This window comes from Actinoplanes sp. CA-142083 (assembly GCF_050942195.1).
In the GTDB taxonomy this organism is placed as follows: domain Bacteria; phylum Actinomycetota; class Actinomycetes; order Mycobacteriales; family Micromonosporaceae; genus Actinoplanes.
In genome coordinates, this window is record NZ_CP192076.1 from 9,064,197 (window position 1) to 9,084,616 (window position 20,420).

Here is a 20,420-nt window from a genome sequence, read left to right on the forward strand (position 1 = left end):
ATTCTCCGAAACCGCGCTCGAGGAGGCTCTTGTGCCCCGTGAAGTACGTGAGGTCGTCTTCGTCGACGGCGTCCGCACACCGTTCGGCAAGGCGGGCGGTATGTATGCCGAGACCCGCGCCGACGATCTGGTCATCCGCTGCATTCGCGAGCTGATGCGGCGCAATCCTCAGCTCCCGCCGGAGCGGGTGGACGAGGTCGCGATCGCGGCCACCACCCAGATCGGCGACCAGGGCCTCACCATCGGGCGCACGGCGGCGCTGCTGTCGGGCCTGCCCAAGACGGTGCCGGGCTACGCGATCGACCGCATGTGCGCGGGCGCGATGACGGCCGTGACCAACGTGGCCGGCGGCATCGCGATGGGCGCCTACGACTTCGCGATCGCGGGCGGCGTCGAGCACATGGGCCGCCACCCGATGGGCGAGGGCGTCGACCCCAACCCGCGCATCCTGGCCGAGAAGCTGGTCGACCCGTCGGCGCTGGTGATGGGCTCGACGGCGGAGAACCTGCACGACCGCCTGCCGGAGATCACCAAGGAGCGCGTCGACCGCTACGGCCTCAATTCCCAGATCAAGACCGCCAAGGCGTACGCCGATGGCAAGCTCCAGCCCGATCTGGTCCCGGTCGCGATCCGCAGCGCCGCAGAAGGCTGGGGCCTGGCGACGGTGGACGAGGCGCCGCGCGAGACCTCCATGGAGAAGCTCGCGACGCTGAAGACGCCGTTCCGCCCGCATGGCCGGGTCACCGCCGGTAACGCCGCGGGCCTCAACGACGGCGCTACCGCCGCGCTGCTGGCCGACGAGGCCTCGGCCCGCGCGCTGGGGCTGCCGGTCGCGATGCGGCTGGTTTCCTACGGATTTGTCGGTGTCGAGCCGGAAATTATGGGATACGGGCCTATCCCGTCGACGGAGAAGGCGCTGAAGAAGGCCGGCCTCACGATCGACGACATCGGGCTCTTCGAGCTGAACGAGGCGTTCGCCGTGCAGGTGCTCGCCTTCCTCGATCACTACGGCATCGCCGAGGACGACCCGCGGGTCAACCCGTGGGGCGGCGCGATCGCCATCGGTCACCCGCTCGCCTCCTCGGGTGTGCGGCTGATGACCCAGCTGGCCCGGCACTTCGCCGAGCACCCCGAGGTCCGCTACGGCCTCACCGCCATGTGCATCGGCATCGGCATGGGCGGCACCGTGATCTGGGAGAACCCGAACTGGGAGTCGAAGTGATCCAGCACCCGAATGAGGTAGTAACCGAGGCTCTCGTCCGGTTCGTCCGCGTCCCGGGGCTGGCGAAGCAGGCCGCGCTGATCACGCTGGACAACGGGCTGGACTACAAGAAGCCGAACAGCTTCGGGCCGGGCGGGCTCGCCTCGCTGGACGCGGCGATCACCGCGGCCACCGCCGAGGACCCGGCCTTCATCGCGCTGACCGGCAAGCCGTACATCTTCTGCGTCGGCGCCGACATCACCGGCATTCCGTATATTACGGATAAGGCGCAGGCTCTCGAGCTGGGCGAGCTCGGGCACCGCGTCTTCGCGCGCCTGAAGAACTCGACAATTCCGACCTTCGCCTTTATCAACGGCGCGGCCCTCGGTGGTGGGCTCGAGGTGGCGCTGCACTGCCACTACCGCACGGTCTCCGGCGGCGCGGCGGCCCTCGGCCTGCCCGAGGTCGCGATCGGCCTGGTCCCGGGCTGGGGCGGCTCGCAGCTGCTGCCCAACCTGATCGGCGTGCCCGGCGCGGCCCAGGTCATCCTGCAGAACCCGCTCACCCAGAAGGTTCTGCGTCCCAAGCAGGCCGCGGAGATGGGCGTCGCCGACGTGCTGTTCGAGCCGGCCGACTTCCTCGAGCGGTCGCTGGAGTGGGCCGCGGGCGTGGTGAGCGGTGACGTGACCGTCGAGCGGCCCGAGGTCGACAAGGACATGTGGGACGGGGTGCTGTTCTTCGCCAAGCAGCAGCTCGACGCCAAGCTGCACGGCGCCGTCCCGTCCGCCAACAAGGCCCTCGAGCTGCTCGCCCTCGCCAAGGAGGCGTCCTTCGAGGACGGCACCGCGGCCGAGACCCAGGCGCTCGCCGACCTGATCATGGGCGACGAGTCGCGCGCCTCGCTGTACGCGTTCGATCTGGTGCAGCGCCGGGCCAAGCGGCCGGTCGGCGTGCCCGACCAGTCGCTCGCCCGCAAGGTCACCAAGGTCGGCATCGTCGGCGCCGGCCTGATGGCGTCCCAGCTCGCGCTGCTGTTCGCCCGCCGCCTGCAGGTGCCGGTCGTGATGACCGACCTCGACCAGACCCGGGTCGACAAGGGCGTCGCCTACGTGCGCGATCAGATCGACAAGACCGTCAGCAAGGGCCGGATGGACGAGGGCACCGCGGCCAAGCTCCGCGGCCTGGTCAGCGGCTCGGTCGACAAGTCCGTCTTCGCCGACGCCGACTTCGTGATCGAGGCCGTCTTCGAGAACCTCGACCTCAAGAAGCAGATCTGGGCCGAGCTGGAGAAGATCGTCTCCCCCGAGGCGATCCTGGCGACCAACACCAGCTCGCTGTCGGTGACCGAGATGGCCGCCGACCTCGAGCACCCGTCGCGCGTGGTCGGATTCCACTTCTTCAACCCGGTCGCCGTCCTTCCGCTCCTCGAGATCATCAAGGGCGAGAAGACCGACGACGCCACGCTGGCCACGGCGTTCGCGGTCGGCAAGGAGCTGAAGAAGTCGTCGGTGCTGGTCAAGGACGCCCCGGCGTTCGTGGTCAACCGGGTGCTCACCCGCTTCACCAGCGAGGTCTTCAAGGCCGTCGACGCCGGCACCCCGCTGGAGGTGGTCGACACCGCGTTCGACCCGCTGGGCCTGCCGATGCGCCCGATCGCGCTGCTCCAGCTGGTCGGCCCGGCGGTCGCCTACCACGTGGGCGAGACGCTGCACGAGGCGTTCCCGTCACGCTTCGCCGACAGCCCCACCCTCAAGCGGATCGTCGACGCCGGGCTGCCGCTGATGGACGACGACGAGATCAACCCCGAGGTGGTCAAGCTCGCGTCGGGCGGTTCCGCGCCGTTGACCGCCGATGACGTACGCGAGCGCGCGCTGGCCGCCCTCGCCGAAGAGATCCGGATCATGCTGGACGAGGGCGTGGTCGCCGAGGCGCAGGACATCGACCTGTGCATGGTGCTCGGCGCCGGCTGGCCGATGCATCTGGGCGGCGTGACGCCGTACCTCGACCGCAGCGGCATCGCCGAGAAGGTGACCGGCAAGCGGTTCCTTCCGAAGGGCGTCGGCAGCCTGCCGGAGTGATCTTCGCAACGTAGTCGGATCGACGACGCCCCGCGCCCGCCCGGTGCGGGGCGTTGTCGCACTCCAGGGGGGTTTGTCCGGTCGGCCCATGCGGCGCCACCCGGAGAGGGGGGCGAACCCGTTTGGCGGGGACAGATAGGCTCCTGAGGTGGTATAGCCGATCGATGGAGCCCTGATGTCGCAGCCGCCGTACTCCGGCCCGCCTTACAACGGTCAGCCTTCCTCCGGCCAGCCCTACGGGGGCCAGCCGTATCAGGGCCAGCAGTATCCCGCCCAGCCCAACCCGGATGTGCCGCCCACGCAGGCGTACCCGTCGTCCGGCCAGCCCGCCTACGGCCAGCAGCCGCAGTACGGCCAGCCGGAGTACGGGCAGCCCCAGTACGGCCAGCCCGAGTACGGCCAGCAGCAGCCTCAATACGGCCAGCCCGAGTACGGGCAGCAGCCGCCGCCGTACGGGCAGACCGACTACGCGCAGCAGGGCTTCGGCCAGCCGGGCTTCCCGCCGCCGACCCCGCCGAAGAAGTCGAAGACGCTGCCGATCATCCTCACGATCGTCGGCATCGTGCTGGTCCTCTGCGTCGGCGGTGGCACGGCGATCGCGCTGATCGCGAAGAACAACAACGACAAGGACAACGCCGGCGGGGTCACCACGACCGCGCCGACGACCGACACGGCCGATCCCACGAACGAGCCGACCACCGAGGCGCCGCAGAAGGCCACGAAGACCACGATCGCGGCCCCGAAGACGCTGGGCGGCCGCCCCAAGCTCGACGACGAGCAGTTCGCCGGCATGGCCAACTCGCTCGAGTCGGCGCTGGGCCAGTTCCCCGGCGCGACCGGCTCGATCGGCGCGCTCTACGGCACGCCGGCCAAGTCGGACATCGTGATCGTCGCCGCGGCCCAGGCCCCGGTCGACAACCCGGGCGAGACCCTCGACCAGATGATCTCGAGCCTCGGCATCGGCGGCCTCAAGGTCAACAGCATCTCGTCGGCGTCCACCGGCACGCTGGGCGGCGCCGCGAAGTGCGGCTCCTCCGAGGCCGGCGGCTCCGACATGGCGATCTGCAGCTGGGCCGACGACGGCAGCGTCGGCATGCTGATCTGGTACGACAAGTCGGTCGCCAAGGCCAAGGCCGAGTTCCCCAAGCTCCGGGCCCAGATCGAAAAGAAGAGCTGAGGCAGTCAAGCCGACACGCCGCGGGACACGATCACATGATCGCAACGCTCCCGGCACGGACCGGACACGGTTCCGCGCCGGGAGCGTTCGTGTAACCAGCACCGGTCAGGATGGGTCGGTCTTTTCGACTGACTTTTTCGACGGGAGTTGTTCCGGTGGTGGTCCTGCAGCACCTGCGTCGCGTCCGGTGGGCGGTACGCGCCACCCTGTTCCTCGGGGTGGCCGCCTCGGTGGTCGCCAACGTCCTGCACGCGCTGGACAACCCGATCAGCCAGGCCATCGCCGCCTGGCCGCCGCTGGCCCTGCTCCTGACCGTCGAGCTGATCTCCCGGGTCCCGGTCCACCGCCGCTGGCTCGCCGCGACCCGCCTGCTGGCCACCGCCACGATCGCGGGCATCGCCGCCTGGGTCTCCTACTGGCACATGGCCGGGGTGGCCGCCCGCTACGGCGAGACCGGCGCCTCGCCCTACTTGCTGCCCTTGTCGGTGGACGGCCTGATCGTCGTGGCCAGCATCTGCCTGGTCGAGCTGGGCGGCCGCATCTCGACCCTGGAAAGCGAGACCACCTCACCGGCAGTCGCGGGGCAGCCGGCCGCCTCCAGTGCGGCTCAGGGCGCCACGCTCGCACCTCAGCCCGCCACGGCCTCGGCGCGGCCCTCAGCCGTAGCTTGGCCCGTGGCCTCGGTCGCCGCCGGGCCTGAGGCGGGGCCTGACGCCATCGCCGAGCCCATCCCGAGCCTGATCCCCGCCCCGCCCATGGCCACGCCGATTCCGGTGGGCGCGGGCCAGCGGAGCCGCGCCGCGATGGATCCCCGCGCCCGCACCGAGATCGCCGCCGCCCTCTCCCACAGCACCGGCGAGATGCCCGCCTTCACCCCGCCCCCGGCACGTCAGCCGCGCCAGCCCGCCACCGCCGGCCGGGCCGTCCCCGCCCAGCGCAGCACCGCCGCCTCCCGGGCAGCCACGAGCCGAGCGGTCCCCGCCGCCAAGAAGGAACGCCGCTCCCCCGCCGAGACGGTCGCTCTGGCCAACCGCATCAAGGCCGAGCGCCCGTCCCTCACCGAGGCCGAGATCGCCGCCGAGCTGGGCATCAGCGCCTCCCGCTGGCGCACGGTCCGCCGCGAGGCCGACACGCTGGCGGCCTGAGACCGGTCAGGTCGCGAGGCCGACGTTCTTGCCGCGCGGCACCGAGGCGGTGGCCGCGACCACCGGTGTGGCGTCCGCCGTCGGCAGCGACACCGTCACCTCGAGCCCGCCACCCTGCTGGGCGACCGCCGACACCGTCCCGCCGTGGGCGTCGCAGACCGCCCGCACGATCGACAGCCCCAGACCGGAGCCGCGCGAGCCGGTGCGCTCCCAGCCACCTCGGCGGAAAGGCTCGAACAATCCGGGCACGTCGGCCGGCTCGACCTCGTACCCCGTGTTGCCGACGATCAGGCGGGCCTGCCCATTGACCATCTCGGTGCGCAGCCACAGCTTGCCGAGCAGGTGGTTGTAGCGGATCGCGTTCTCGATCAGGTTGCCGGCGAGCCGGTCGAGCAGGCTCGGGTCGCCCACCACCGGCGCGGGCTGCAGATCCGTCGTGACGTCCAGCTTGAGCCGCTCGGCCTCGGCCTTCACCGCCGACAGCGCGTTGTACACACTCGTGGCCAGGTCGGCCGGCACCTTGCGGACCAGGCGGCGGCCGGACTGCGCCTCCGACCGGGCGAGCACCAGCAGCGCGTCCACCAGACCGTTGGCCCGCTCGGAGGCGTTGCGCACCACCTTGGCCATCCTGCGGTACTCGGCCACGTCGGCCTCGTCGTCGCTGAGGGTCACGTCGATCTCGGTGCGCATGACGGCGAGCGGGGTGCGTAGTTCGTGCGACGCGTTCGCCACGAATCTCTTCTGCGACTCGAACGCCCCAGCCAGCCGGTCCAGCATCGCGTCGAAGGTGCGGGCCAGCTCGGCCACCTCGTCGTCCGCGCCCGAGTAGCGGATGCGCTGGTCGAGGGTCTCCTCGCCGAGGCGCTGGGCGGTCTGGGTGACCGCGTGCAGCGGCCGCAGCGCGCGCCCGGCCACCGCGTACGCCCCGGCGATGCCGATGATGCCGATGGCGAGCAGCGCCACCAGGCCCTTGACCAGCACCTCGCGGGAGGCCCTGTCGACCACGGTGGTCTGCCAGGCGATCGCGTCGCGGGTCGTGCCGTCGGCGAGCGTGACCGTCGAGCCCTGCTTGAGGGCGTCCACCGGGTGCATGGCGTCGCCGACCAGCAGCCAGGCGAGCAGCACCAGGATCGCGCCCGCGCCGACCAGCAGGATCCCGTTGAGCAGGGTGAGCCGAAGCCGCAGCGTGGGCCGGAGGCTGAGCTCCAGCTTTCGCGTGCTGCGCCCGAGGTAGACGGTCATGAGAGGCCGACCGGTTCGGGCACGCGGTATCCGGCGCCGACCACGGTCTCGATCAGCGGCGGGTCGCCGACCTTCTTGCGCAAGGTCATCACGGTGACCCGCACCGTGGTGGTGAACGGGTCGGTGTTCGCGTCCCAGACGCGTTCCAGCAGCTCCTCGCTGGACACCACGCCGCCGCGGGCCTTGAGCAGCTCTTCGAGCACTCCGAACTCCTTGTTGGTGAGCTCGATGGGCGCCCCGCCGCGGGTGACCACCCGGCGGGTCTGGTCGAGGATGAGGTTGCCGACCGTCAGCACCGGCGGGGCGGCGGGCGTGGCGCGCCGGCCGAGCGCCTGCACCCGGGCCACCAGCTCCTCGAAGGCGAACGGCTTGGCCAGGTAGTCGTCGGCGCCGAGCTGCAGTCCCTCGACCCGGTCGGCGACCGTGCCGCTCGCGGTGAGCATCAGCACCCGGGTCAGCGCGCCGGAGGCGACCAGGTCGGCGCAGATCTCGTCGCCGTGCTTGCCGGGCAGGTCACGGTCGAGGACAACAACGTCGTAGCGGGTCACGTACGCCATCTCGTGGCCCTGGAGTCCGTCGTACGCCACGTCGACCGCCATGCCCTTGCGACGCAGCCCTCGGGCGATCGCGTCGCACAGGTTTCGCTCGTCTTCCACCACCAGCACGCGCACCGCACAGCCTCCATCGCCACCGCAGGGCATCAGCCTCCCCGACCTGATGTGAAGAGGCCGTAAGAGAAGGCTACCGAAGGCGCCACACCGCGACGGAAGCGTCGACCAGCCGGCAGACCATCACGCCGTCGCTGGTCGCGCAGCCGCCGGAGACGCGGTCGGCGCGGCCGAGCACCTCGATCGACCGGTCGGCCGGGTCGAGCAGGCCGTAGAAGACCTGATAGGTGCCGGGGACGGCGCGCTGGCCCCAGATCAGGCCGGTGTCGCCGGCCAGGCCGAGGCCCTGCCAGGCGCCGAAATCCCCTAGTACCCGCCCGCTTTGCGGGTCGAGCACCGACAGCGCCGAGTCGGCGGTCGCGAGGAGGTAGGGGCCGAGTGGCTCCGCGTACGCCCATTGGCCGGAGTCCCAGAGCAGGTGGCCGTCGGCCGGGTCGAGCACGCTCATGCCGCGCTGCTGGCGGAATGTGCAGATCACCGTGCCGCAGTCGGTCTGCATCCAGCTCTGCGTGAGGTCGACCGGCGTGTGCCAGAGCCGCCGCAGCTCGGGCAGGCGGTATCCGTCGAAGCCGCGGGCGCCCGCGTTGATCAGCAGCAGCGAGCTGACCGGCCAGATCATCCCGTCGAGGTGGTCGCTGGGCACGGTGGTCGCGGCGATCTGCCGGCCGGTGTGCGCGTCCCACGTCTGCAGGCGGGCGTCGGAGAACGACACCAGCCAGTCGGGGTAGCCGTCTCCGGCGCCCGACTCGGCGAGGAAGCCCTGGGTGGGACGGCCGACCCGCCAGCGCTCCCGCCCGGTGGCCAGGTCGACCGCGAAGTCGCCGTTGTCGCCGCTGAGCAGGGCGATGCCGTCGGCCGGGGAGACGGCGACGAAGCGGGCGGTCTGCTTCCAGAGCAGCGGTCCGCCGCCGGCCGGGTAGGCCACCGTCGCCTGGCCGCCGCTGGCGTCGAGCTGGTAGCCCACGATCACGACGCCGCCGGCCTGCTTGACGTTCACGACCGTGCCGGGAACCGGGACGGTCGTGCGGCTGACCACTCGCACCGACGGCAGCCGGTAGGTGGTGATGACCCGGTCGCGCACCTCGTCGAAGCTGTCGACCCCGCCGGTGCCGATCACGTACATCAGGTCGCCGTCGAGGGTGAAGGTGTCGCCGAGCCGCGCCGGGATCACCGTGGGCTCCTGCCGCGCCGCCGGGTGGGCCGCGGCGGCGAGCAGCGCGAGCATCACGATCGAGAGGGCGCCGAGCAGCGCGCGGTAGGGCACCGGCGGGCGGCCGACCGGCGTCGCGAGGTGTTCCGGCACCTCGCCAAGATCGATCATGGTGTGACTCACGGTGCACCCATTGTGCCGGGATCAGCTGCTGTAGGCCCAGACCTCGAGGCCCTCGTTGCCCCGGCACATCACGTAGTGCCGGTCGGAGGTGCAGGCGCTGACCGGGCCGGTGCTCGCGCCGAGCATCTGCACCCTGTCCTTGCCGGCGAGCACGACACCGAAGGCGCTCTTCCCGGCGCCGAGGCTGCGGCGCAGCACCAGAGGCAGGTCCGGGTCGGTGGTCAGGGCGCCGTCCCAGCCGGCCAGGTCGACCCGGGTCGCGCCGGTGGCCCGGTCGACCAGGCGCCGCGGCGCGCCGACGTCGGGGTCCGTCTCCAGCACGTACCCGCCGTGCTCGCCGAGGTCGGCCTCGGCCGGCGCCCGCCAGGCGGCCCGGCCGGTGGCGGGGTCGAGCACGTCGAGCGCGGTGCGCGGCCCGGCGCAGAGCAGGTAGTCGCAGTTGGGCGGGTCGAGCAGCACCTCGGGGACGGACCGCTGCCAGCGCTTGGCGAGCGTGCCGGGGTCGTAGGCGACCTCCTGCCCGTCGAAGGCGTAGTCGCCGTAGCGGACCAGCAGCAGGCCGTCGGCGATCGAGCCGCCGGCCGGGCCGCTGTCGCCGATCTTGGGAAGCCGGCGGCTGGTGGCGACCGCGCCGGTGTCGCCGTCGATGCGCTCGAGCCGGTCGGAGGCGAGCACGAGCACGGCCGCGGCATCGCCGGGCGCTTTGAAGACGTTGACCGCGCCGCCGGCCGCGTCGGTCCAGACCGTGGCGCCGGTGCGCAGGTCGACGCCGCGGATCTCGGTGCGCACCGGCGGCTCGATGTGCGGCTCGCCGGTGGACGAGAAGTAGAGCAGGCCGGGGTCGCCCGAGGCCTGGTCGTAGACGGTGCCGGGGCGGAACACCTGGGTCTGCGTGATGCCGATCCGGCCGCCGGCCAGCGGGGTGACGCCGACCGGGGAGCGCCAGCGGACCGTGCCGGTGGCGGCGTCGACGACGGTGACGGCCGGCCCGTCGGTGAGCAGCACCACGTCGCCGGCCTGCCGGGCCTCCACGCCGCGGAAGCCGACGTCGTCGGGGCCGGTCACCCGGGCCGGGAAGCGCACGGTCCACAACCGCCGCGGCGGCGAGTCGAGCTGCCAGGCCGTCGTGGCCATCTCGCCGCCGGCCGAGGCGATCGTGTAGACACGGTCGCCGAGCAGCCGGGACTGGGTTTCGGCGCCGACGGGTGGTGGCATCGCGCCGAGGTGCCGCCAGAGGGTGGGCGCGCCGGTCGAGGCGCCGCCGAGGGCCAGCAGCAGCACGGCCGCGAGGAGCAGGCCGGAGATCCGGTAGCGGTGGGCGGGTGGCAGCGATCCGAGCGTCGGGTCGGGCTGGGCGGCCAGGTCCAGCTCGATCAGCGCCAACGCTCCTACCCCTCCCGGTACGCCCAGACGACCAGCTCGCCGTACATCGTCCGGCAGACGAGCCGGGCGGGCGCCGCCTGGCACTCGCCGGTGCCCTGCGGCAGCGCGTCCAGCACGTGCGGACTGGTGTCGCCCGGCCGGGCGACGGCGACCATGGTACGACTTCCGCCGTCGGTGGACCGGGTCAGCAGCAGCCCGCCATCGTCGCCGGCGCCGCCGACCGGACGCCAGCCGTCCAGCCTGACCTGCAGGGCGCCGTTTTCCGGGTCGATCACGCCGATCGGCAAGGCGTTGTCCGGGTCGCCGTAGGCGATGAACATCTCGCCGTACTGGGTGACGCTGTGCCAGCCGGGCTGCTTCCAGAGCGTGTCGCCGTTGAACGGGTCGATCGCACGCACGCCGTCCGCACCGCTCAGGCAGGCGTTGATGCCGCAGGGCTGGATCTGGTACGAGTCGCCGGCCGGCTCGGTCCAGAGCTGCTTGAGGGTGACCGGGTCGAACGCGGAGATCTCGGGGCCGACGATGCCGGGGTGCCGCAGCAGGATCCGCCCGCCGGCCACGACCGGGTTGGACGGGTTGTAGTCGGCGGCCGGCACCTTGCGGCTGACCAGGACCTTGCCGGTGGAGAGGTCGTGGATCGCGAGCGTGCGGTCGTCGTGGACGAGCAGCATCCGCGATTCGTCGTCGCCGACGCCGGGCACGCCGAGCAGCACCGCGGTCGAGGGCACGTGCACGGTCCACAGGGTGCGCCCGGTGGCCGGGTCGACCGCGTCGATGGGGCCCTGCACCCGGCGGCCGGACCCGCTGAGGCTGCGCACCGACGAGACGGCAAGCAGCATCGACGAACCGGCGATGTTGACGACGTTGCCGGGCCGCTCCCACATGGTGCCACCGGTGAACGTGGAGACGGCCGTGGTGCCGGGCTCGGTGGCGCCGGTGGTCCACGGCCGCATCAGCACGATGTCGTCGGTGAGCCGCAGCCGGTAGGCGGGCGTCGACTGCCCGGCCTGCCAGCGCAGCCGCCCGTCGCTGAGGTTGTACGACGTGAGCAGCCCGAAGGTCTGCGCCAGCAACTGGCCGTCGTCGGTCATCGCGTACGTGTCGGCCGGGCCGACCTGCAGCCGGAAGACCGTGGAGAGCGGCGACTTCGCGGGCGCGATCGAGCCCGCGGTCAGCAGCAGCACGAGCGCCGCCAGCATCGCCGCCGGGAACCAGAGCGGCGTGGTCGGTCGGCCCGGGCGGTCGTACGTGGGTGGCTCGCCACGCTCGTAACCAAGATCGATGAAGACCGTGCCGCTGGTGTCGCTCATGGCCCAAAAATAACGACTAGATAACGGAACCGCCGTGGGACGGTCCCGTTCCAGCCGGTTTGGACCGGAATCCGAGTTCTACAGCGCGCGCTGCGGCTCGGTCGCGTCCTCGAGCCGCGAGACCCACTCGGTGACGTCGCGGGCGATGTCCTGCGCGGTCAGGCCCAGCGCGGTGAGGATCTCGGCGCGACTGCCGTGCGGGTGGAAGCCGGTGGGCACGCCGAAGTCGCGCAGCGGCACGTCGACCGCCGAGTCGCGCAGCGCGCTGGCCACCGCGTCGCCGACGCCGCCGGCCCGGATGCCGTCCTCCAGGGTGACGACCATGCGGTGCTGGCCGGCCAGGCCGATCAGCTCGATCGGCACCGGGCGCACCCAGCGCGGGTCGACCACGGTCACGCCGTAGCCCTGCTCGGCCAGCCGGTCGGCGACCTCGAGGCCCAGCCCGGCGAACGAGCCGACCGTCACCAGCAGCACGTCCTTGCGGTCGTCCTCACGCAGCACGTCGACCTGGCCGAAACGACGCACGGCCGGGGTCGCCGGCGCCACCGAGCCGGTCGGGAACCGTACGATCGTGGGCCCGTCATCGACCGCGACGGCCTCCCGCAGCTCCTCACGCAGGGTCGCCGCGTCGCGCGGCGCCGCGATGCGCAGGCCGGGCACCACGCCGAACACGCTCATGTCCCAGATGCCGTAGTGGCTCGGGCCGTCCGGCCCGGTGATGCCGGCCCGGTCGAGCACGAAGGTCACCGGCAGGCGGTGCATCGCGACGTCGAGCAGCACTTGATCGAACGCCCGGTTGAGGAACGTCGCGTAGACCGCGACCACCGGGTGCAGGCCACCCATGGCCAGGCCGGCCGCGCTGGTCGCCGCGTGCTGCTCGGCGATGCCCACGTCGTACACCCGGTCGGGGTGTTTGCGGGCAAGCGCGGCTATCCCGGTCGGCTCGGCCATCGCCGCCGTGATGCCGACGATGTCGGGGCGCTCGTCGGCGATGTGCACGAGCTCCTCGGCGAAGACGTGCGTCCACTTCACCGACGGCTTGGCCAGCAGCTTGCCGGTCTCGACGTCGAACGCGCTGCTCGGGCCGTGCAGGCGATCGGCCTCGTCGAGCTCGGCGGGACGGTAGCCGTAGCCCTTGCGCGTCACCGCGTGCACGATGACCGGCGCGTTGAAGCCCTTGGCCCGGCGCAGCGCCGACTCCATGGCGACGACGTCGTGACCGTCGACCGGCCCGATGTACTTGATGCCGAGGTCCTCGAACATCGGCTGCGGGCTGACCGCGTCCTTGATGCCCTTCTTGACCGCGTGCAGCACCTCGTAGACCGGCTTGCCCACCACCGGGGTCGAGCCGAGCGCGTCCTTCACCAGGTCGAGCACCCGCTCGTAGCCCGGGTTGAGGCGCAGCGTGGAGAGGTGGTCGGCGAGGCCGCCGATGGTCGGCGCGTACGAGCGGCCGTTGTCGTTGACGACGATGACCAGCCTGTTTTTCGCGGCGGCGATGTTGTTGAGCGCCTCCCAGCACATGCCGCCGGTGAGCGCGCCGTCGCCGACCACGGCCACCACGTGCCGCTCCTCGCCGCGCAGCGTGTACGCCTTCGACATGCCGTCGGCGTAGGACAGGGCGGTGGAAGCGTGCGAGTTCTCGATGTAGTCGTGCTCGCTCTCGGCGCGGCTCGGGTAGCCCGAGAGGCCGCCGCGCTGGCGGAGCAGGTCGAAGCCGTCCTGCCGGCCGGTGACGATCTTGTGCACGTACGCCTGGTGGCCGGTGTCGAAGAGCAGGCTGTCCCGCGGGGACTCGAAGACCCGGTGCAGGGCCAGGGTGGTCTCCACGACGCCCAGGTTGGGCCCCAGGTGGCCACCGGTGCGGGACACCTTGGCCACCAGGAAGTCGCGGATCTCGGCGGCCAGCAGGGTCAGCTGCTCGGGGGTGAGGCGCTTGAGGTCACCCGGACAGGTGATGGACGCCAGCAGGCCGGTCGAGGCGGGGTGGGCTTCGCTCATGGATGCGAAGTCTATCGGCGCGGGGCAGGGGTGCACGCCGCGCGAACGTACAGAGCCTGGTCCTACACACAACCTGCACATCACCGAGATCGGTGACTTCTCTCACAAGCGTGGCGATATGGCATCCTGGGAGACCTCTGCGCGACTGGCGGCACGGGGATGGGTGACCATCGGGGAGCCGGCCACGGGAATCGACCGCCTGGGTTCCCGTGCCCTCGAGGAGCCGCCATGTCTTCCGCACGTCTTCTCCCCGGCAAGCCCGTCGCCGAGGCCGTCCTGGCCGACGTGACCGCCCGCGCGGCCAAGCTGCGCGAGCGCGGCATCGTCCCGAGCCTCGCCACGATCCTGGTCGGCGACGACGACGCCAGCGCCGGCTACATCCGCATCAAACAGCGCCAGGCCGCCGAGCTGGGCTTCGCCTCGCCGCACCGCCACCTGCCGGCCGGCACCACCCAGGCCGACCTGCTCCAGGTGATCGAGGAGTTCAACGCCGACAAGGACGTCCACGGCGTGCTCATCCAGTACCCGATCCCCGGCCACCTGGACTACGACGCGGCCCTGCAGACCCTCGACCCCGACAAGGACGTCGACGGCATGCACCCGCTCAACATGGGCCGCCTGGCGCTGGGCATGCCCGGGCCGCTCCCCTGCACGCCGGCCGGCATCGAGGCGCTGCTGGCCCACTACGAGATCCCGGTGGCCGGGCGCGAGGTGGTCATCCTCGGTCGCGGTGCCACGCTGGGCCGCCCGCTGGCCATGCTGCTGGCCCAGAAGCGCCCGACCGCCAACGCCGCGGTGACGGTCGTGCACACCGGGGTGAAGGACTGGCCGCGCTACACGCAGCGGGCCGAGATCCTGGTCGCCGCGGCCGGCGTCCCCGGCATCATCCAGCCCGAGCACGTACGGCCGGGCGCGGTGGTCATCGGCGCCGGCGTCCGCTACGAGGGCCGTCGCCTGCTCCCCGACGTGGACGAGTCCTGCGAGGCCGTCGCCGGCGCGATCACTCCCCGAGTCGGAGGGGTCGGGCCGACCACGGTCGCCATGCTCTTCCGCAACGCGATCCAGGCGGCCGAGCGGGCCAACTAGTCAGGCTCTCTAGTTAGCAGGTAGCCTACCTAGCCATGGTGAACGCACCACGGCCATGGCTGCATGGCTTCCTCGACCTGTGCCTGCTCGCGATGCTGCGGGAACGCCCCGACTACGGCTACGGCCTGGCCCAGCGCCTGGCCGCGGCCGGCGTCGCCGACGTGCCCGGCGGCACGCTCTACCCGGCCCTGCTGCGCCTCGAGCAGCAGGGCCTGGCCGAGCCCAGCTGGCAGCCGTCGGAGTCGGGCCCGCGCCGCAAGTACTACGCAGTCACCCACGCCGGCCGGACCGCGCTCGACGCCCAGGTAGCCGAGTGGCAGCGCTTCCGCGACGGCATAGACGTGCTGGTGGCCGCCGGAGCCCCGCGATGAGCGGCGCCCCGGACGGCTGGGCCGCCCCGGACGACTGGGCCGCCCCGGACGACTGGGCCGCCCCGGACGACTGGGCCGCCCCGGACGGCTGGGCCGCCCCGGACGGCGCCCGACGCGGCTGGACCGGCCGCTTCGAGGACGAGTTGCTGCGCCTGGGCCTCCAACCAGCACGGGCGCGGCAGCTCACCGAGGAGACCGCCCAGCAGGCCGCCGAGTGCGCCGCCGAGCCGGACCGCCTCTTCGGCCCCGCCCACCTCTACGCCCGCCACCTGCTGACCGAGCTCACCCCCGCCGACGTGCACACGGTCCAGCCCGGCGCCGTCCGGCTGCGGCTGACCGGCGTGGGCAAGCGCTACCGCCGCCGCACCGTCTTCTCCGGCGTCGACCTGACCGTCCGGGCCGGCGAGGTGGCCGCGATCGTCGGCGCCAACGGCTGCGGCAAGTCGACGCTGCTGCGCATCTGCGCAGGCCTGACCCGCCCGACCGCCGGCACGGTCCACCGCACCCGCCGGGTCGGCTTCGTCCCCCAGGACGGCGGCACCGCCGGGTGGCTCACCCCCGGCGAGCACTTCGCGCTCTTCGGCGCCGCCGCCGGCCTGGCCTCCCGCCGCGCCCGGTCCACCGGCGAGCACCTGGCCGCCCGCCTGGCCTGGCGCCCCGACCACGGCCAGCTCACCCAGCACCTCTCCGGCGGCACCCGGCAGAAGCTCAACCTGGTCCTCGGCGAGCTGCACTCCCCCGATCTGCTCCTGCTGGACGAGCCGTACCAGGGCTTCGACCAGGGCACCTACCTCGACTTCTGGAAGCAGGTCCTCGCCTGGCGCGACGCCGGCAAGGCGGTCGTGGTCGTCACCCACCTGCTGCACGATTTGCAGCACGTCAACCACGTCCACGACCTGGGAGCCGCCGCATGACCGCGCTCGTGGTGGCGGCCCTCTCCGCGCGCGAGGTCGGCCGGCGACGCGTCGCGCTGGCGCTCGTGGTCACCCTTCCGCTGTGGTTTTATCTGGTGCGCCGCGACCTCGAGGGCCAGTCGGTGCGCATGCTGACCCTCGGCATCGGCTGGGCGGTCTCCACCCTCACCCTCTTCGTCGTCAACGCCGCCCGCGGCATCGACCCCCGCCTCCGGCTGACCGGCGCGTCCACCCTCGACGTCATCGGTGGCCGCCTGCTCGCCCTCACCAGCGGCGGCATCGCCCTGGCCGTCGGCTACTGGGCGCTCGCCGAAGCCGACCAGCGCCTGGACCGCCCGGTCACGGCCGGCCTCATGATGGCGCTCACCGCCGCCATCGCCGCGCCGCTGGGCAGCCTCGTCGCCGCGATCCTCCCCCGCGAACTGGAGGGCGCGCTGGCCCTGCTGAGCATCTGCGCGGTCCAGATGCTGGCCGACCCGGCCGGCCTGACGGCCCGCCTGATGCCTTTCTGGTCGGCCCGCGAGCTGGGCACCTACGTCGTCGACGGCGCCGACTCCGGCTACCTGTGGCGCGCCCTGCTGCACGCCGCCATCACGTGGCTGATCTGCGCGGGTGGCACCTACGCCCTCTTCGCCTGGCGCCTGCGCCTGCCTCGTTATCCGGAGCCATAGGCCGCACCATCCCTAGCCACCGGCCTCACCATCCCAAGCCACCGGCCTCACCATCCCAAGCCACCGGCCTCACCATCCCTGTCGTGTGCGGACAACGATGCCGGAGGGCAGGCGCGGGCACATCGGACCCAGGTATGTCAGACCACGGTCCGATGTGCGGGCTCGAGGAGCGCGACACACTCGACGTGCTGGGTCATCGGAAAGCAGTCGAAGGAGCGCAAAGTGGTCAGCTGCCAGCCAAGAGAGCGAAACGTGCCGACGTCCCGGGCCAGCGCCGCGGGGTCACAGGCCACATATGCGACGGCGCGGGGTCGTGCGTCGGCGATCGCGCGCACCACGCGGGCGCCGGCGCCGGACCGAGGCGGGTCGAGGACGACGAGGTCGACCGGGCCGGTCACCCGGCGGCGCTGCAGGGCCGTCTCCACGCGCGCTTCGACGACCTCCACGGTGGGCAGGTCGGTGAGGTTGGCGCGGGCCGCGGCGCAGCCGATCGGCGACGACTCGACCAGGGTCGTGCGGGCGCCCGTGCGCTCGGTGACGGCCGCGGCGAAAAGCCCGGCGCCGCCGTAGAGGTCCCAGGAGATTTCGCCTGCGGCGGGCCGCAGGAGGTCGACGACGGTCGCGGTGAGCGTGTCGGCGGCGGCCGGGTGGATCTGCCAGAAACCTTCGGGGGGTACGTGCCAGCGCCGCCCCGCCGCTTCCTCGACCACCTCGTCCGGGCCGGCCAGCCGCTCCCGCCGGCCAGCCGGCGCGGGGCCGCCGGTGACGTCGTCGTCCGGGAGCGAGCCACCGCCGGTGGGCCGGGTGAGCACGGTCAGGTCGCCACCGCTGGACGCGGTCACCTCGACGGCGTCCGCCTCCGGCCACTCGCGGCCCAGCAGATCGAGCCCCTGAATGGCGGGATGCGCTATCCGGCACCGGTCGATCGGCACGACCTGATGCGAGCGGTGCCGCAGCAGCCCGGCCCGGCCGGTGGCGTCGACGGCGTAACGCACCCGGCTGCGCCAGCCCAGCAACCGCTCCTCATCACCCGCGGAGCCGGACCCGGACCCGGAGCCGGGCTCGGACCCGGAGCCGGGGTCGGACCCGGAGCCGGGGTCGGACCCGGAGCCGGGGTCGGAGCCGGGGTCGGACCCGGAGCCGGGGTCGGAGCCGGGGTCGGACCCGGAGCCGGGGTCGGAGCCGGGGTCGGACCCGGAGCCGGGGTCGGAGCCGGGGTCGGACCCGGAGCCGGACCCCGCGCCGGCGCGCGGAGCCGGACCCACCGGCCGCTCCGGCAGCGGTGCGCGCAGTATTGCGGTTTCGAGCGCCTCCACCCGTACGGATAAAGACAGCCCGGCCAGGCGCCGGAGCTGTTCCTCGACGACGGCGGCCTTCCATCGCAGCTGCCCGTCGCTGGTGACGTGCTGGAGGTCACACCCGCCGCAACCGCCGGGATGAGCGTAGGGGCACGGGGGTTTCACCCGGTCCGCCGAGGGCGTGTGGATCTCGACGGCGTCGGCGCGCAGGTAGCCCTTGTGGCGCTCGGTGATCTCGGCGGTGACGCGCTCGCCGGGCAGAGCGTGCCGGACGAACAGCACGCGGCCGTCCAGACGGGCCACACAGTGGCCGCCGTGGGCGGGCGCGCCCACCTCGACTTCCACGCGGTCGCCCTCGACGAGATCGAGACTGGGATCGAGGCTGCGATCGAGACCGGGATCGAGACTGGGGTCGGTCATGTGCGGGCGTCCTCGGCATCCTCGGCGGGCGGCTCGGGGCGGGCGCGCGGGCCACGCGCCGGGGCCCGGCTCAGGCCGCGGTCGAAACGGTCGAGGTCGCGGTCCTGGCTGGAGCGCAGCTGCCACGGCACGCTCGTCACCATCACCCCGGGCTCGAAGAGCAACCGGCCCTTGATGCGCAGCGCGCTCTGGTTGTGCAGCAGGTTCTCCCACCAGCGGCCGACCACGTACTCGGGCACGAAGACGGTGACCACGTCGCGCGGGGAGCCGCGGCGGATGCCCTTCACGAAGTCGATGATCGGGCGGGTGATCTCGCGGTACGGGGAGTCGACGACCGTCAGCGGCACCGGGATCTGGCGGCGCTCCCACTCCTCCTGGATGTTGCGGGTGTCCTTGTCGTCGACGTTGACGGTGACCGCGGTGAGCGTGTCCGGCCTGGTCGCCTGGGCGTAGGCGACCGCCCGCAGCGTCGGCATGTGCACCTTACTGACCAGCACGACCGCGTGGTTGCGGCTCGGCAGCACCGGGCGCTCGTCGGTGGGCTGCAGCTCCTGCGCGACCCGCGTGTAGTGCTTGCGGATGCCCAGCATGGTCACGTAGATCACCAGCATCGCGGCGATCGCGATCCACGCGCCGAGCAGGAACTTCGTGACCAGCACGACGACGAGCACGGCGCCGGTCAGGCCCATGCCGAACGCGTTGATCGCGCGGGAGCGTTTCATCCGGCTGCGGCGCGCCGGGTCCCGCTGGGTGCGCAGCAGCCGGTTCCAGTGCCGGATCATGCCGCCCTGCGACAGCGTGAACGAGACGAACACGCCCACGATGTAGAGCTGGATCAGCCGGGTGGTCTCCGCCTGGAACGCGAAGACCAGCACGATCGCGGCGCCCGCCAGGAAGATGATGCCGTTGGAGAAGGCCAGCCGGTCGCCGCGGGTGTGCAGCTGGCGCGGCAGGTAACGGTCCTGAGCGAGGATCGAGCCGAGCACCGGGAAACCGTTGAAGGCGGTGTTCGCGGCCAGGAACAGGATCAGGGCGGTGACCGCGCTGACCAGGTAGAGCAGCGGCGAGCCGTTGCCGAAGACGGTCTCGGCGAGCTGGGCGACCACCGGCTTCTGGTCGTAGCCGGGCGGCCCGGAGACGATCTGGGTGGTCTGGTCCTCGACGAACTGCAGGTGCGTCATGCGGGACAGCACCACGATGCCGACCAGCATGATGATCGCGGTCACGCCGAGCAGCAGCAGCGTGGTCGCCGCGTTCTTGCTCTTCGGCGGCTTGAACGCGGGCACGCCGTTGGAGATCGCCTCGACGCCGGTGAGCGCGGCACAGCCCGAGGAGAACGTGCGTAACAGCAGGTAGGCGAAGGCGAAGCTGGTCAGGTGTCCGTGTTCGGCGGTGATCACCAGGTCGGCGGATGGCGCGCGCAGGTCGTCGCCGAGGATGAACACGCGGAACAGACCGGTGAGGATCACGCCGACGATGACCACGATGAAGGCGTACGTCGGGATGGCGAAGGCCGTGCCCGCCTCGCGCAGGCCGCGCAGGTTGAGGGCGGTGAGGATGACGATCCCGGCGACGCAGAAGGCGACCGGGTTGTTCTTGGCCAGCGGCCACACCGCGCCCAGCGCAGCGACCCCGGACGAGGTCGACACGGCCACGGTGAGGATGTAGTCGACGAGCAGCGCGCTGGCCACGCCGAGGCCGGCCCGCGGGCCCAGGTTGACCGTGGCCACCTCGTAGTCGCCGCCGCCGGAGGGGTAGGCGTGCACGTTCTGCCGGTAGCTGGCCACCACGGTGATCATCACGACCGCGACGGCGAGGGTGATCCACGGGGAGATGGCGAAGGCGCCGGCGCCGGCGATCGAGAGGGTCAGGAGGATCTCGTCGGGCGCGTACGCCACGCTCGACAGCGCGTCGCTGGCGAAAACGGGCAACGCGATCCGCTTGGGCAGCAGCGTGTGCTGCAGCTTGTCGGAGCGGAACGGTCTGCCCAGCAGCAGCCGCTTGGCGAGGGAGGTCGAACTTGCCACGAGTGCCAAGGGTACGGGCGGTCAAGCGGCCGTGTACCCCGCCCCGGCGGCCGTCCGCCGGACGCGCATGGCACGCTCACAGATGTCAGCATTGA

At 72.2% G+C, this 20,420-nt stretch carries 16 protein-coding genes and 1 riboswitch; of the genes, 8 read left to right on the forward strand and 8 right to left on the reverse strand.

Annotation, left to right across the window (positions count from 1 at the left end):
- Positions 1–31 precede the first annotated feature (31 nt).
- The 4 genes from ACQPZX_RS41665 (at position 32) to ACQPZX_RS41680 (ending at position 5,601) form a co-directional block, all read left to right on the forward strand.
- Positions 32–1,222: a thiolase family protein gene (locus ACQPZX_RS41665; RefSeq protein WP_433368495.1), complete on the forward strand. Its 1,191-nt coding sequence runs from the start codon at positions 32–34 to the stop codon at positions 1,220–1,222.
- On the forward strand, positions 1,219–3,279 hold the full coding sequence (locus tag ACQPZX_RS41670) for a 3-hydroxyacyl-CoA dehydrogenase NAD-binding domain-containing protein (protein ID WP_433368498.1): 2,061 nt from the start codon (positions 1,219–1,221) through the stop codon (positions 3,277–3,279). Before ACQPZX_RS41665 ends, ACQPZX_RS41670 begins: the two co-directional genes overlap by 4 nt.
- Before the next feature lie 175 nt (positions 3,280–3,454).
- Positions 3,455–4,456 carry a hypothetical protein gene (locus tag ACQPZX_RS41675; protein ID WP_433368501.1) on the forward strand — a complete coding sequence of 334 codons (1,002 nt, stop codon included), beginning with the start codon at positions 3,455–3,457 and terminating at the stop codon, positions 4,454–4,456.
- Between the two features lie 155 nt (positions 4,457–4,611).
- Positions 4,612–5,601 carry a DUF2637 domain-containing protein gene (locus ACQPZX_RS41680; protein WP_433368504.1) on the forward strand — a complete coding sequence of 330 codons (990 nt, stop codon included), beginning with the start codon at positions 4,612–4,614 and terminating at the stop codon, positions 5,599–5,601.
- A 6-nt stretch (positions 5,602–5,607) separates the two neighbouring features.
- On the opposite strand, the gene ACQPZX_RS41685 is transcribed toward ACQPZX_RS41680, so the two are convergent.
- From ACQPZX_RS41685 to dxs, 6 genes are all read right to left on the reverse strand, one after another.
- Entirely contained in the window at positions 5,608–6,843 is a 1,236-nt protein-coding gene (locus tag ACQPZX_RS41685; RefSeq protein ID WP_433368506.1) for a sensor histidine kinase, read from the reverse strand.
- Complete coding sequence (locus ACQPZX_RS41690; protein ID WP_433368509.1) at positions 6,840–7,514, reverse strand: response regulator transcription factor; 675 nt, start codon at positions 7,512–7,514, stop codon at positions 6,840–6,842. The genes ACQPZX_RS41685 and ACQPZX_RS41690 overlap by 4 nt, the downstream gene beginning before the upstream one ends.
- Positions 7,515–7,584: 70 nt before the next feature.
- A complete protein-coding gene (locus ACQPZX_RS41695; protein WP_433368512.1) occupies positions 7,585–8,844 on the reverse strand; it encodes a hypothetical protein in 1,260 nt (419 codons plus the stop codon).
- Between the two features lie 21 nt (positions 8,845–8,865).
- Positions 8,866–10,227 carry a PQQ-binding-like beta-propeller repeat protein gene (locus tag ACQPZX_RS41700; RefSeq protein ID WP_433368515.1) on the reverse strand — a complete coding sequence of 454 codons (1,362 nt, stop codon included), beginning with the start codon at positions 10,225–10,227 and terminating at the stop codon, positions 8,866–8,868.
- Positions 10,228–10,232: 5 nt separating this feature from the next.
- Complete coding sequence (locus ACQPZX_RS41705) at positions 10,233–11,537, reverse strand: PQQ-binding-like beta-propeller repeat protein (RefSeq protein ID WP_433368517.1); 1,305 nt, start codon at positions 11,535–11,537, stop codon at positions 10,233–10,235.
- A 78-nt stretch (positions 11,538–11,615) separates the two neighbouring features.
- Positions 11,616–13,538: a 1-deoxy-D-xylulose-5-phosphate synthase gene (dxs, locus tag ACQPZX_RS41710; protein ID WP_433368520.1), complete on the reverse strand. Its 1,923-nt coding sequence runs from the start codon at positions 13,536–13,538 to the stop codon at positions 11,616–11,618.
- 131 nt (positions 13,539–13,669) lie between these two features.
- Positions 13,670–13,750, forward strand: a riboswitch (ZMP/ZTP riboswitch).
- A 16-nt stretch (positions 13,751–13,766) separates the two neighbouring features.
- On the opposite strand from dxs, the gene ACQPZX_RS41715 reads away from it, so the two are divergent.
- From ACQPZX_RS41715 to ACQPZX_RS41730, 4 genes are read left to right on the forward strand one after another with little or no spacing between them, the layout of a single operon-like run.
- Positions 13,767–14,624 (forward strand): bifunctional 5,10-methylenetetrahydrofolate dehydrogenase/5,10-methenyltetrahydrofolate cyclohydrolase, encoded by an 858-nt coding sequence (locus tag ACQPZX_RS41715; RefSeq protein WP_433368522.1) that lies wholly within the window; start codon positions 13,767–13,769, stop codon positions 14,622–14,624.
- Between the two features lie 35 nt (positions 14,625–14,659).
- On the forward strand, positions 14,660–14,995 hold the full coding sequence (locus tag ACQPZX_RS41720) for a PadR family transcriptional regulator (protein WP_433368524.1): 336 nt from the start codon (positions 14,660–14,662) through the stop codon (positions 14,993–14,995).
- On the forward strand, positions 14,992–15,909 hold the full coding sequence (locus ACQPZX_RS41725) for an ATP-binding cassette domain-containing protein (RefSeq protein ID WP_433368527.1): 918 nt from the start codon (positions 14,992–14,994) through the stop codon (positions 15,907–15,909). Before ACQPZX_RS41720 ends, ACQPZX_RS41725 begins: the two co-directional genes overlap by 4 nt.
- Positions 15,906–16,580 (forward strand): hypothetical protein, encoded by a 675-nt coding sequence (locus tag ACQPZX_RS41730; protein WP_433368530.1) that lies wholly within the window; start codon positions 15,906–15,908, stop codon positions 16,578–16,580. Before ACQPZX_RS41725 ends, ACQPZX_RS41730 begins: the two co-directional genes overlap by 4 nt.
- Before the next feature lie 137 nt (positions 16,581–16,717).
- Here the strand turns inward: ACQPZX_RS41730 and ACQPZX_RS41735 are convergent, their stop codons facing one another.
- Together ACQPZX_RS41735 and ACQPZX_RS41740 are read right to left on the reverse strand one after the other, a co-directional pair.
- Positions 16,718–18,298, reverse strand: a complete 1,581-nt coding sequence (locus tag ACQPZX_RS41735) for a class I SAM-dependent RNA methyltransferase (protein WP_433368533.1) — start codon at positions 18,296–18,298, stop codon at positions 16,718–16,720.
- On the reverse strand, positions 18,295–20,325 hold the full coding sequence (locus ACQPZX_RS41740) for an APC family permease (protein WP_433368536.1): 2,031 nt from the start codon (positions 20,323–20,325) through the stop codon (positions 18,295–18,297). The genes ACQPZX_RS41735 and ACQPZX_RS41740 overlap by 4 nt, the downstream gene beginning before the upstream one ends.
- Between the last annotated feature and the right edge of the window lie 95 nt (positions 20,326–20,420).